Here is a 13,542-nt window from a genome sequence, read left to right on the forward strand (position 1 = left end):
AGCGCCTCGTGGTCTACGAACGCCCGACCCTAGGAGCCGCGCTGACCCAAGTACCGCGACGGCGGCCAACGTTGCCCGGTAGGGCCAAGGGTCTTCCCGGACGTCACCGAGCCCGGCCCCTCGCCGGCCCGAGCCGTACCTCTGCCCGTTCGGTCATGCTCCCGTCCCCCCGGGACAGACATCGCCCGTGACGGCCGGTCGGCGTTTGGGCCGCTGCCTAGGCTCTGGAGACTCCAGCCGCAGGAAGCAGGGAAGCGGGAACGCACGTTGAGCACCATGGTCGCCAAACGTCCGCCGCGCGCCGAGGGCCCTCCGATGCCCGAGGGACAGGTGGAGCTCGCCGAGCCCCCCGTCCTCAGCGAGCCGGCCACCGCCGACTTCGGGTCGGTGATGCTGTATCTGCCGATGGGCCTGGGTTCCGGGGCCATGGTGCTGATGTTCTCCGTCGGCAGCGGCGGAGCCGCCACTTACATGATGTCCGGGATGATGGGCATCGCGATGGTGAGCATGACGCTCACCCAGGTCATCCGTCCCGGCTCGGACCGGCGCCGCCGGATGCGCGCGGAACGCCGTGACTATCTGCGCTACCTAGGCCAGAAGCGCAAGCAGGCCCGGCAGGCCGCCGACGAGCAGCGTGCCGCGCTGCTGTGGGACAACCCGCCCCCCGGTGACCTGTGGGCACTGGCGCGCGGGACCAGGCTGTGGGAACGCAGGCCGGGGCACGAGGACTTCGCCCGGGTGCGCATCGGGCTCGCCACCCGCCGCGCGGCGCTCGACTTCATGCCGCCGCAGACCAAGCCGGTGGAGGACCTGGAGCCGCTGTGCGCGATCTCGCTGCGCCGGTTCACCAAGGCCCACCAGACGGTGCCGAGGCTTCCGGTCCCGCTGTCCCTGCAGCGGTTCACCAGCGTGGAGTTCACCGGGGAGACCGACGGCGCGCTCGCGCTGGCCCGTGCCATGGTGGGCCAGCTCGCCGTCTTCCACTCGCCCGACGAGATGCGCGTCGCGGTGCTCGGCGACGAGGCCGCCCGCAGCGAGTGGGACTGGCTGAAGTGGCTGCCGCACAACGCCCATCCGTACGAGCAGGACTCCGCGGGTCCGCTCCGGCTGGCCGCCGGCGACCACGACGCGCTGCTTGACCTGCTCGGGCCGGACGTCCGCGACCGCCCCGACCACGACCGGGACTCCTCGCCCAGCGTGGCCGAGCCGTTCACCGTGATCGTCGCCCAGGGGGCGCGGATCCCGGACGGCTCGCGGCTGCTGGGCGCCGGGATCCGAGGGGTCGTCCTGCTCGACCTGACCGGCGCGGTGCCCGGCGGCCCCAAGGTGCTCAGGCTCCGGCTCCACGAGGGGCGGGTCGACTTCCCCAACGGCACCGAGACGGTCACCGGGGAGGCCGACCGGCTCGGCGCCGTGGAGGCGGAGACACTCGGCCGCATGCTCGCCCCGATGCGCACCAGCGGCGGCGTCGACCTGGTGGACCGCCCCCTGGAGTCCGACTTCGACCTGACGACCATGCTCGGCATCCGGGACGTGCGCACCTTCGACGTCCACGCCAAGTGGCGTCCCCGGCTCGCCCAGCACGCCCGGCTGAAGGTCCCCGTCGGGGTCACCGGCGAAGGCGAGATCGTCGAGCTGGACCTGAAGGAGTCGGCGCAGGGCGGAATGGGCCCGCACGGTCTGCTGATCGGCGCGACCGGCTCCGGGAAGAGCGAGCTGCTGCGCACCCTCGTGCTGGGCCTGGCCGCGACGCACTCCTCGGAGATCCTGAACCTGGTCCTGGTGGACTTCAAGGGCGGCGCGACCTTCCTCAACATGGACCGCCTGCCCCACACCTCGGCCGTCATCACCAACCTCGCGGACGAGCTCCACCTCGTCGACCGCATGCGGGACTCCATCAACGGCGAGATGATCCGCCGTCAGGAACTGCTGCGCGAGGCGGGGCACGCCTCCCTCTACGAGTACGAGAAGGCCCGCGCCGCCGGAGCCACCCTCGCTCCCCTGCCCTCACTCCTCGTCATCGTCGACGAGTTCTCCGAACTACTCGCCAGCAAGCCCGAGTTCGTCGAGCTCTTCGTCTCCATCGGCCGCCTCGGGCGCAGCCTCGGCGTGCACCTGCTGCTCGCCTCCCAGCGCCTGGACGAATCGCGCATCCACCGCGTCGAGGGCCACCTCTCCTACCGCCTGGCCCTGCGCACCTTCTCCTCCATGGAGTCCCGCAGCGTCATCGGCACCTCCAGTGCCTACGAGCTCCCCTCCGCCCCCGGCAACGGCTACCTCAAGGTCGACACCACCAACCTCGTCCGCTTCAAGGCCGCCTACGTCTCCGGACCGGTCCCCGCACCGCCGGGCCCAGAAGAGGCCGGGCGCCGCGAAGGCGCGGTCCTGGAGGTGACGCCGTTCGGGCTGGAGCAGCAGGGCCCGCTCGCCTCCGTCCGCGCGGAGGAGGAGGCCGCGGCCCTGGTCTCGCTCGCCGAGCAGACCCTGCACGAGCCGGGTGCCGACGCGGGGGCGATCGAGGACGAGGGCGCGGGCGACAGTCTGCTCGACGTCATGGTGGACCGGCTGGAGGACAACGGCCCGCCCGCCCGCCAGGTCTGGCTCTCCCCCCTGTCGGAGTCGCCGCCGCTGGACCAACTGCTGCCGGGCATCGTCCCGGACCCGGAGCGCGGCATGAGCGCCGCCGACCCCCGCGCGCAGGGCGCGCTGCGCGTCCCGCTGGGCATGGTGGACCGGCCCTTCGAGCAGCTGCGCGAACTGCTGGTCGCGGACCTCTCCGGGGCCGACGGGCACGTGGGTGTCGTGGGCGCGCCCCAGACGGGCAAGTCGACGCTGCTGCGCACCCTCATGATGTCGCTGGCGCTCACCCACACCCCGGCCGAAGTGCAGTTCTACTGCCTGGACTTCGGCGGCGGCGGCCTGGTCTCCACCTCCGGCCTGCCGCACGTCGGCTCGGTCGCCACCCGGCTGGAACGCGACCGGGTCCTGCGGACCGTCGAGGAACTGTCCCAACTGGTCGAGCGACGGGAGCAGTTGTTCACCAGCCGGGGTCTGGAGTCGATGGCCGCGTACCGCGCCATGCGCGCGGAGGGCGGCGTCGTCGACCCCTACGGCGACGTCTTCCTGGTGGTGGACGGCTGGGCCACGCTCCGCCAGGACTACGAGGACCTGGAACAGCGGATCATGGAACTCGCCGCGCGCGGACTGTCGTTCGGCCTGCACATGGTGGTCGCCGCGGTCCGCTGGTCCGAGGTACGGCCCCGGCTGCGGGACCTGCTCGGCACCAAGCTCGAACTGCGACTCGGCGACTCGATGGAGTCCGAGGTCGGCTCCCGCGCCGCCGCCGGGGTGCCCCACCAGCCGGGACGCGGTCTGACCGGCACGGGGCATCACTTCCTGTCCGCGCTCCCCCGGCTCGACAGCTCCTCGCGCACCGACGACCTGACACCCGCCACCAAGTCCGCGGTCGCCGAGATCAGCACCTTCTGGACCGGCGACAGGGCCCCCGGCGTACGGCTGCTGCCGAACACCCTGGACGCCCGCCGCCTGCCCGCCCCCGCCGACGCCCGCGACCTCAGGTTCTGCCTCGGCTGGGACGAGCAGCGTCTGGCACCCGTCTGGCACGACTTCGGCACCACCCCGCACCTCCTCGTCTACGGCGACGGCGAGACCGGCAAGACCAACGCGCTGCGCCTCGCCATCCGCGCCATCACCAGCCGCTACCGCCCCGATGAGGCCCGCATCCTCCTCGCCGACCCCGGTCGCGGCCTCCTCAAGGACGTCCCCGAGGAGTACCGCGTCGGCTACGTCGTCGACCCCGACGCACTCGGCAGGCTCGCCGAGAGCGCCGCCGTCTCCGTCGCCAAACGCCAGCCCGGCGCCGACATCACACCCGAGCAGCTCGACAAGCGCGACTGGTGGGCAGGACCCCTCCTCTTCGTCCTCGTCGACGACTACGACCTCTTCGCCGGCGCCCCTGGCACCCCCTCGCCCATGACCCCGCTCGTCCCGCTGCTCTCCCAGGGCGCCAACATCGGACTCCACCTCGTCGTCGCCCGCTCCACCTCCGGCGCCATGCGCTCCGTCATGGATCCCCTCATCCGCCGCATGTGGGAACTCGGCAACCCCGCCCTCCTCTTCTCCTACCCCAAGGAGGAGGGCAAGTTCATCGGCGAGGCCAAGCCCCGCACCCTGCCCGCCGGCCGCGCCCAGCTCGTCACCCGGCGCCACATCAAGCTCGTACAGACCGGCCTGGTCTCGGCGGGCCCCGTACCGACAGGAGCCCGATGACCACGGCCGCATCGCTGACGGAGAAGGCCACCGAGGTCTGCCGCGTCACCGTCGAGACGCCGGACGGCCGCACCGACCTGTCCGTCCCGGTCACCACCCCGGTGTCCGCGCTGCTGCCCGCCCTGCTGCGGCAGCTGCCCACCACCGCCGCCGCGGACGGCGACCCGTGGGTGCTGCAACGGCTGGGCGAGGAGCCCCTCGCACCCGACGCCACCCCGGAGACCGCCGGGCTGCGCCACGGCGACGTGCTGCACCTGCGGCCGGCCGACGCGCCCCTGCCCGCGGTGCACTTCGACGACCTCGCCGACGGCGTCGCCAGGACCGTGGGCGGCGGCCCCGGCCGCTGGCGGCCGGCGTTCACCCGCGGCCTCGCCCTCGGCCTGGTCTGCCTTGCCCTCGCGGGCGTGGCCGCCGTCCTGCTCGGCGCGGGCCCGAGCCACCGCACCACCGCCGCGGCCGCCGCCGTCGCGGTGGTGCTGACGGTCGCCTGCAGCGCCCTGTCCCGCTTGGGCGCCGATCGCGGCAGCGTCCTGGTCGCCGGGCTGGGCGCGTTCGCCTTCGCGGCCGGCACCGGTCTCATCGTGCGCGCGGACCCGGACGGCGGCCACGCCACCCGGCTGATCGGCACCCTGCTGGGCTGCGGTTTCGTGATCGCGCTCGCCGCGCTGCTGTTCGCGCTGGGCGCGCTGCCGCTGGTGGTGCCGGGCACCGTGCTGCTCACGGCGGTGGCCACCGCGGGCACGGCGGGCCTGACCGAGATGCTCGGTCTGCGCGGCTCGCAGTCTGCTGCGGTGACCGCCGTGGCGCTGTTCGTGCTGGGCCATCTCGCGCCCCGGCTGGCGCTGCGCACCGCCCGGCTGCGGGTGCCCCGACTCCCGCACGACGCGGACGAACTCCAGGAGGACATCGAGCCGGAGACCGGCACCGAGGTGTCGCTGCGGGTCTCCGTCGCCACCGCCTGCCTCGACGTGATCGGCATCGGTTCGGCGCTGTTCTGGCTCGTCGCCCTCTGGCAGGTGACGGTTCACGAGCACGGCTGGGCCGGCTGGCTGCTGCCGGCCGCGCTCGGCCTGGCCGTCCTGCTGCGCGCCCGCGGCACCAACGGCACCCTCCAGCGCATGCCCGCCGTCCTGGTGGGCTCCTACGCGCTCGCGCTGGTCCTGGTGGTGCGCGCCGGGCATGCCGGGGCGGGCGGCCGCACCGCCGCCCTCGTGGTGCTGCTCGTCGCCGCCGTCCTGCTGCTCGTCGGCGCGTGGCGGCTGCCGCAGGCGCGGCTGCTGCCCGTCTGGGGCCACCTCGGCGACCTGCTGGAGATCATCACGGCGATCACCCTGCTGCCGCTGCTGCTCCAGGTCCTCGACGCCTACGCCTACTTCCGCGGCCTCGCGGGCTAGGGACGGACCGACGTGCAGACACGACGCGATCACGTACAGGCCTACCAGTTCGCCATGGGACGCCTGGCCTCCGCACTCGTCAGCGGCGACCCGGGCCGGGGCGAGAGCCCCACCCGGCGCTCCGCGCTCGGCTCCGTCTTCGGCGTCGGCCTGGTGGCCCTCCTGTGCGCCGGCTTCGGCGTCTACGGCCTCGTCTCCCCGGTCGCCAAGAACGACTGGCGCAGGGACGGCGCCATCGTCCTGGAGGAGAACACCGGCAACCGCTACGTCTACGCGGGCGGTGAACTCCGCCCGGTCCGCAACTACGCCTCCGCGCTCCTCATCGCCGGCGAACGGACCGCCCCCGCGACCCCGTCGGCGAAGTCGCTGGCGGGGGTCCCGCACGGCACCCCGGTCGGCATACCGGGCGCCCCCGACAACGTGCCCGACGCGGCCGGCCTCACGCCGGGCTCCTGGGCGCGCTGCCTGCCGGGGACGGCGAACGCGGACGCCGGGCAGAGCCTCGCCTTCGGGCCGCTCGTCTCCGCCATGCACGCCCTGCCGGCCGGCCGGCAGGCGCTGGTCGACGGCCCCCAGGGCGCCCGCTACCTGCTGCTGCGCGGCGTCAAGCACCCCGTGCCCGACCGGGCGGCCCTGATCGCGCTCGGCCTGGACGACCAGCCGGCGTTCACCGCCACCGCCGACTGGCTGGCCGGCCTCCCGACCGGCGCCGCGCTCGCCGCGCCCGTACCGCCCGGCACCGGGAAGCCGGCCGGTGAGGTGGCCGGGAAGCCCGCCGCCGTCGGCCAGTTGTTCCGCACCAGCACGAGCGGCACCGAACGCCACTACCTGCTGCGCTCCGACGGCCTGGTCCCGGTCAACCCGACCGCCTACGCCCTGCTCGCGGCCCGGCCCGGCGCACCGGAGCCGCGGCGGGTCGAGCAGACGGACATCGCGATGGCCCGGGTCTCCGCCGACCGCGGCCCCACCGACCGCGTCCCGGACGTCCTCGGCGTCCCCGCCCTCGACAGCGGCTCCCCGTGCCTGGTGCGGCTAGCCCACGACAAGTACAAGCTGGTCGTCAGCCGCTTCGAGGGCGGACGGGTCGCCCTGCCGGCCGGCGGCGGTGTCCTGGCCGTCCCCGACGGCAGCCACCTCACCTATCTCATCACCGAGCAGGGCGTGAAGTACCGGATCGCCGACGACGACGCCGTCCGAGCCCTGGGCCTCGGGGGCGCCAAGAACCGTATCGGCCTGCCCGCCGGCGTCCTCGCGCTCCTGCCGGACGGGCCGGTGCTCAGCCGCGCAGCGGCCGGAAGGGGGTGAGCCCGGTGAGCAGGCTCCGGCTGCGCACGACACGGGTCGGCAACGCCCTGCTGGTCCACCCGCGGGGACACTTCGACGAACGGGCGGCCGGGTTCGCGGAGGGACTGAGCCACGATCCCGGGCACACCCTCGTCGTCGTCGACCTGCCCGCCGGGGCGCTCGCCGACGAGTGGCGGACGGTCGCCAGACTGCTGTCCTCGTCCCGGTACGGCAGTCTGCGGATCGTCTTCGGCCGCGACCGCGGCGAGGACGTACGCAGGGCCGCGGGGCTGATCGCCGAACGGCTCGGCCGCGACGTGCTCGCCGCCGACGGCCTCCTCGTCCCCACCGTGACGGGCGGCCTGTTCGCGGCGGGTGACGACGCCGCCTGGCTCCGCTTCCGGGCCGGCCGCCCCACGGAGCCCGACTCCCGGCGCTTTCCGCGGCCGCACTGGGAGTCGTCGCTGCCGACCCGCGCCCGCGCGGTCAGCGCCCGCACCACGGCCCAGCCGGTCCCGTCCGGGGTCTGGCTGCGCCACACCGACCGCGCCCTGCTGCCCGGTGACCACCGGCGCACGGTCGAGACCGTCCCCACCGACCCGCACCGGCTCCTGGTCGTCCTCGGCAGCCCCGGCACACCGCCGCTGCCGGTGGACGACGTGGCCCGGTACTGGGACAGCGTGCGTCCCGACGCCCGCTCCTCGGTCCGCTTCCACCTCTACGGCACGCTCGACACCCCCGAGTCCCTGACTCCCGGACAGTGCCTCGCCGACGCACTGGACCACGAGGTGGTCCTCTACGCCGACCTGCCCGACGGGACGCCGGCCGTGGCGGGTGGCGACGGGAGCCTGGCCTATGTCCCGGCTCGCACGGCCGCCGTGCTGGTGCCGCCCGCGCCCGGCACCGGCGAGGCGGAGACGCGGGAACCGGCCGCCGACGGCGGCGGACTCGCCGCCCGGACCGCCGCGGCGGGGGTGGCGGGCGGTGCGGAACTCACGACGGAACACGCGCCCGCGGGCCGCGCGGCCACCGTACGGCCGCCCGTCGTCCAGCAGGCACCGCCGCCGCCCCGGGTCCAGATGGAATCCGGGTCCTCGCGGCTGCCGACGGGGGCCGTACGGGAGATACCGGCACCGGTCGGCACGGGCGCCGCACAGGAAACCGGCCGCGCGCTGCCGCGGGCGGGCGAGACTCCGGCCACGGGGGCGGACACCCCGGCCGGAGCCTCGGTGGAGGGCCCCGCCCCGACTCCCGCGCCGGACAGGGCCGTCGAACCCGGAAGCGAGTCCGGGGCCGAAAGAGGACCGGGCGCCGACGGGGAGTCCGAGGCCACGCGAGGGCCCGAGACCGAGAGCGGATCCGAGGGCGGGACCGAGGCGGGCGCCGACGCGCCGCTGCCTCCCGTCGTACCCCCGGCCCCCGCCCTGGACCTCACGCCCTCCGCCCCCGTGTCGCTCCCCGACGAGGCACCGGCCGCCGCCCCCTTCTCCTCGGGGCCAGGACCGGGAACGGCGCGGGAGCCCGAGACGGCCCCGCGGCCCACTCGCCCCGCCGCGCCCCGCTTCCGGCTGGAATCCGCCACGCCCGTACCCGAACCGGACCCCGCCCCGGAGCCGGGACCCGAGCCCGACCCGGAACCGGCAGCCGCGCCGACGACCGAACCCGCCCCGCCGGCGCCGCCCCCGGCCCCGTCCGGCCCGGCGGAACGGGTCCGGGTGCAGCCCGTGCCCGCCTCCGCAGCGTGCGCCATCCCGCCCGAGCGCGGCGTCGCCAGAGAACGGGACTGGCTGCGCCGTATGTTCAGCGAGCAGTACAACGCCACCGCCGGCGCCGTCTCCCGGGTGATGTCGGAGACCCCGGGCCTGCGCGGCGGCACCCGCACCGAGGCCGCCGACGCGCTGACCGACCTGGTCGCCGTACGCCTGTACCTGTCCGGGGACAGTCACGGGGCCGACACCGCCGTCCGTACGGCCGCCCCGGGACCGCACGTACCGCTCGCCCGCTGCGTGACGGCGGGCCTGCGCAGACTGCCGTCCTACCGCGGCCCCGCCCTGCTGCGCACCCGGCTCACCGACGCCGAGCGTGCCTGGTACCACGAGGGCCGGCTGGTCACCGAGTGGGCGTTCTGCCACGCCCGCACCTCCCTGCACCCGGGTCCCCGGGGCGTCGGAGCCACGGACGTGCTGATCTGGTCGATGACCTCGCGGCGGACCGCACAGCTCGACCCGGCCCTCGGCGACCGGGTGCTGTTCCTGCCGGGAACCGTCTTCAAGGTGCTGCGCAGCGACGGCGACACCGTGCTGATGCGGGAGGTGTCGGCGTCCGAGATCTCCGCGGACGGCCGCGTCGACGTCCAGCAGGTGCGCCTCGACGAGATCGCCGTCAAGGGGCTGGGAAACATCCTGGACGCCCTGGAGAAGGCCGGTACCGACCCCGCGGCCGGGAGCGCCGACCCGCCCGGACTCGTCGTCACCCCCGACACGGGCCGTTCAGGCAGTGAGGAAGAAACCAAGCCATGAGCAGGCAAGTGCTGTTGGTCTCCCCGGACCGCCCAGGCGCTCACCGTACGATCGCCGGCGCGCTGGCCGAGGCGACGGAAGGCGCCCTGGTCACCGTCGCCCCCGGCCGGTACGAGGAGAACCTCGACATCACCCGGGCCGTCACCCTGGCCGCCGAGAGCGGCACCGGCACCGTCCAGGTGCACGCGGCCACGGGCAGCACGGTGATCGTGGAGGCGGACGCGGTCCAGCTCTCGGGCCTGGTCCTGTCCGGGGCGGACCCGGAGGCGCCGGTGCTCGACCTGCGGCGGGGACAGTCCGCGCTGGACGGCTGCGTGATCGAGGGGGCGGCCTGGACGGCCGTCCTGGCCTGGAACGAGGGCGTGCTGGCGGCCCGCGGCTGCCGGGTGGTCAACCCGAACGGCGCGGGCGTCGTCGTCACCTCACGGGGCGGCAACGTCCTTGAGGACACCGAGATCAGCGAGCCGGGCTCGTCGGCCGTCGTGGTCGCCGAGCACGGCCGTCTCGACGTGCGCGGCTGCCGCCTGGACCGCCCCGGCGGCAACGGCGTCTGCGTCAACGGCAACGCCTCCGCGACGGTCGAGTCCACGCGGATCACGGGCAGCGCCAAGCCGGCCGTCGCCGTCGAGCAGGAGGCCGGGGCCACACTGGTCCAGGTCAACGTCACCGGCAGCGCGGTGCTCGACGCGTACCTCACCGGACGCGGCGAGACGACCCTCACCGACTGCGACTTCGCCGGTTCCGCGGGGCAGTCCGTGCACGTCGCCGAGGGCGCGGCACCCCAGCTGCGCCGCTGCCGGGTCAGCGGGGCGGCGCGCGCCGGCGTCCAGGCCACGGGAGGCGCCCGGCCGCGCTTCGAGAACTGCGAGGTCACGGACTCGCCGATCGGCCTGCACGCCACCGGCGCGGGTACGGCCGTGAGCGCGACCGGGCTCACCGTCCGCGACGCCGCGACCGCCGCCGTGCAGGTCTTCGACGGCGCCGCCGCCGAGCTGGAACGGCTCGCCGTCACCAGCGCGTCGGGCGCCGGCGTCCGCGCCCAGGGCGGCGCCCAGCTGACGGTGCGCGACAGCACCGTCGATCTGAGCGGCGGCCAGGGCCTCGCGCTGGCCGACACCGCGAGCGCCTTCCTCGCCGGCTGCACCCTGCACGGCTGCGGCGCGGTCGTCGGCGAGGGCACCGAACTGGTCGTGCACGACAGCGAGTTCACAGACTCCACCACGGACGCGATCCGGGTGCTGGCCGACGGCTCGCTGATTGCCTTCGGCTGCCGTCTGACGGGCGCCCGCGGCCACGGCGTCAACGCCCACGCCGACGCGCGCACCGACCTGAGCAACTGCGTCGTCTCCGACAACGCCGCCGACGGGACGGGCGGCACCGCTCGCGACGCGAGGGCCGGCGGCCGACCGGACGCGGGACGTGCCCCGCACGAGGTGGCCCCCCGGTCCGACACGGGCAGGAACGCCGGCACGGGCCCGCTCGCCGAACTGGAGGCCCTGGTCGGCCTGGACAGCGTCAAGCACGAGGTCACCGGGCTGATCAACCTCAACAAGATGACCCAACGGCGCACGGAGATGGGCCTCCCCATGCCTCCGATGAGCCGCCACCTCGTCTTCGCGGGGCCGCCCGGCACCGGCAAGACCACCGTGGCCCGCCTCTACGGCGCGGTCCTCGCCGAACTCGGCATCCTCAGCAAGGGCCACATCGTCGAGGTCGCCCGCGCGGACCTGGTCGCCCAGATCATCGGCGGCACCGCCATCAAGACCACCGAGGTCTTCAACCGGGCGCTCGGCGGAGTCCTGTTCATCGACGAGGCGTACACGCTGACCAACCAGTCGCGGGGCACGGGCCCGGACTTCGGCCAGGAGGCCGTCGAGTCGCTGATGAAGCTGATGGAGGACCACCGCGACGAGATCGTCGTCATCGCGGCCGGCTACTCCGAGCACATGGACCGGTTCCTGGCCTCCAACCCCGGCATGGCCTCCCGCTTCGCCCGGACCATCGAGTTCCCCAACTACTCCCCGGACGAGCTGGTCACGATCGCCCGGAACCTGTGCGACAAGCACTACTACGAACTGGCCGACGACGCGCTGCTCGCCCTCCACCGCTACTTCGAGGACGTCCCCAAGGGCCCGACGTTCGGCAACGGCCGCGTCGCCCGTCAGGTCTTCGAGTCGATGATCAGCACCCAGGCGTCCCGGCTCGCCACCCAGGCCGCGGAGCACGACGGCGAACTGAGCCTCCTGACCGGCGCGGACGTCCCCCGAGCGGCCCCGGCCGCACCGGGCCCGCAGCCCGCCCCGCCCCCGGCACCGCCCAGGCAGCCCGCACCGCCCGCACCGCCGGCGCCGGACACACCGACCGCACCCACCTCACCGACCACGACGGCATACGACGATCCCGCCACGGACGTGCCGCCGCTCCCCGGACCGGAGGCGCCCGCCGCCGCACCACCGCTCTCCCCACCGGCGGCCCCGGCTCCCGTACCCGAAGCCGAAGCCCCTGATCCCGGTCCAGCGGCTCGGCACCTGGAGGCGTTGACCGGGGTGGACGGGGTGGCGGCCGCGCTGGCCGCCCGCGTGGAGGCGCTCGTCAGGCTCGGACAGGGCACCGCGGGCCTCGCGGACGTCGTACTCGAAGGGCCGCCGGGCAGCGGGCGCCGGGCCGTGGCCGCCGCCTACGGCCGTACCCTCGCCGAACGCGGTGTCATCCCGTCCGGCGCACTCGTCCACCTGCCGCTCTCCGCCGTCCCGGCCCGCTGGCCCCTCCAGCCCGCCGCCTATGTGGCCCACATGTTCCGGGAGGCGGCCGGCGGCCTCCTCGTGGCCGAGGCGGACTTGGCCTTCGAGCAACGTCCGAACCGCGAACAGGCTGCCGTCGCCGCCGTGTTGGCCGCCGAGGCGGAGGCCCGCGACTCCGACGGCCCGGTGCTGGTGCTGTCCGGGAGCGCCCCCCGCCTGATGGACCTGCTGCGCGAACACACCGATCTGGCCGCCGCGTTCGCCGAGTACCTCCGGCTCCCGGCCTGGACCGGAGAGGGCCTGGCCGAGCTGACGAGCCGCCGGCTGAGCGCCCTCGGGTTCCGGGTGGACGACGAGATCAGGGCGGTACTGGTCGCACAGGACCCGGCACACGGCGCCCTGGGCGCACACCGGCTGGCGGACACCATCGCGGCGGGGGCCCGGTCCGACGGCCTGACGCTCGACGACCTGGCCGAGCACCTGCCGCTGCCGGGCGCCGAAGTGCTGGCCGTCCCCTGACGGACCGAAAGGGCAGACGGTCCGAACAGCAGGGCAGCAAGCCCGGAAGGTGCTCGTGGTCCACCGTGCGCCTCACAGACCATCGATCGCACAGGCATGAACCGCACCCACGAAGGGAACAGGCGTGGCCACCACGGACACCTCGGTAAGCCTTGCGGGCATGAAGTCCGCCCAGGGCGACTTCCAGACCGCCCTGGACGAGGCCAACAGCTCGTACACCCAGATGGCGAGCCAGATCGACACCCTGCGCGCGAGCTGGACCGGCGACGCGTCCAGCACCTTCCAGAGCGCCATGGACACCTGGCTCCAGGACTTCGCCGCCGTCCGCGGCCAGCTGAGCCTGATGCTGGAGAAGCTCCAGTCCAACACGGGCACCTACACGAACACCCACCAGACCACCACCGACGCGGCCGCGCAGGTCAGGCAGGGCATGTCCGCGGGCCTGCCGGGCTTCTGACCAGGCCGACCCGAGCGCTCCCCCGACTCCCCCCGAGGAACCACACGATGCCCACGTACACAGTGCAGATGGACCAGGTCGAGTACGTCATCGGTGAGATGGCAGCGATCAGCAAGAAGATCCAGGAGACGCTCACGACCCTGGACAACGGCGCGAAGATGAACCTCAGCGAGTGGACGAGCGACGCGCGCGCCACCTACGACGCGGCCAAGGCCAAGTGGGACGCGGCCGCCGCGGACATGGCCGTCCAGGCCTCCAACGCCACGAACTCGCTCGGCCACATCAACGAGGCCTACCACAACGGTGAGCGACAGGGCGTCAGCCTCTGGGAGCAGTGA

At 74.4% G+C, this 13,542-nt stretch carries 7 protein-coding genes; all 7 read left to right on the forward strand.

The window, feature by feature from the left end:
* The first annotated feature begins 276 nt into the window (after positions 1 to 276).
* The 7 genes from eccCa to ACIRQ9_RS33455 all read left to right on the forward strand — a co-directional run bounded on the left by eccCa (position 277) and on the right by ACIRQ9_RS33455 (position 13,542).
* A complete protein-coding gene (gene eccCa, locus ACIRQ9_RS33425) occupies positions 277 to 4,290 on the forward strand; it encodes a type VII secretion protein EccCa (protein ID WP_404182085.1) in 4,014 nt (1,337 codons plus the stop codon).
* Positions 4,287 to 5,684 (forward strand): type VII secretion integral membrane protein EccD, encoded by a 1,398-nt coding sequence (eccD, locus tag ACIRQ9_RS33430; RefSeq protein WP_404182088.1) that lies wholly within the window; start codon positions 4,287 to 4,289, stop codon positions 5,682 to 5,684. Before eccCa ends, eccD begins: the two co-directional genes overlap by 4 nt.
* A 12-nt stretch (positions 5,685 to 5,696) precedes the next feature.
* Positions 5,697 to 6,989, forward strand: a complete 1,293-nt coding sequence (gene eccB / locus ACIRQ9_RS33435; RefSeq protein WP_404182091.1) for a type VII secretion protein EccB — start codon at positions 5,697 to 5,699, stop codon at positions 6,987 to 6,989.
* 5 nt (positions 6,990 to 6,994) lie between these two features.
* Positions 6,995 to 9,487, forward strand: coding sequence for a hypothetical protein (locus tag ACIRQ9_RS33440; protein ID WP_404182094.1), 2,493 nt, complete (start codon positions 6,995 to 6,997; stop codon positions 9,485 to 9,487).
* The gene (locus ACIRQ9_RS33445) at positions 9,484 to 12,747 is read left to right on the forward strand and encodes a right-handed parallel beta-helix repeat-containing protein (protein ID WP_404182097.1); all 3,264 of its coding nucleotides are present in this window, start codon (positions 9,484 to 9,486) and stop codon (positions 12,745 to 12,747) included. Before ACIRQ9_RS33440 ends, ACIRQ9_RS33445 begins: the two co-directional genes overlap by 4 nt.
* A 124-nt stretch (positions 12,748 to 12,871) precedes the next feature.
* The gene (locus ACIRQ9_RS33450; RefSeq protein ID WP_404182100.1) at positions 12,872 to 13,204 is read left to right on the forward strand and encodes a WXG100 family type VII secretion target; all 333 of its coding nucleotides are present in this window, start codon (positions 12,872 to 12,874) and stop codon (positions 13,202 to 13,204) included.
* Positions 13,205 to 13,251: 47 nt separating this feature from the next.
* Positions 13,252 to 13,542 (forward strand): WXG100 family type VII secretion target, encoded by a 291-nt coding sequence (locus ACIRQ9_RS33455; RefSeq protein ID WP_404182103.1) that lies wholly within the window; start codon positions 13,252 to 13,254, stop codon positions 13,540 to 13,542.

This window comes from Streptomyces sp. NPDC101237 (assembly GCF_044767465.1).
Classification (GTDB): Bacteria; Actinomycetota; Actinomycetes; order Streptomycetales; family Streptomycetaceae; genus Streptomyces; species Streptomyces gramineus.

Excerpts from the sequence above, each read along its gene's own strand:
- eccD (WP_404182088.1), top strand. The coding sequence starts at position 4,287 with ATGACCACGGCCGCATCGCTGACGGAGAAGGCCACCGAGGTCTGCCGC.
- eccCa (WP_404182085.1), top strand. The coding sequence starts at position 277 with ATGGTCGCCAAACGTCCGCCGCGCGCCGAGGGCCCTCCGATGCCCGAG.
- ACIRQ9_RS33455 (WP_404182103.1), top strand. The coding sequence starts at position 13,252 with ATGCCCACGTACACAGTGCAGATGGACCAGGTCGAGTACGTCATCGGT.
- ACIRQ9_RS33445 (WP_404182097.1), top strand. The coding sequence starts at position 9,484 with ATGAGCAGGCAAGTGCTGTTGGTCTCCCCGGACCGCCCAGGCGCTCAC.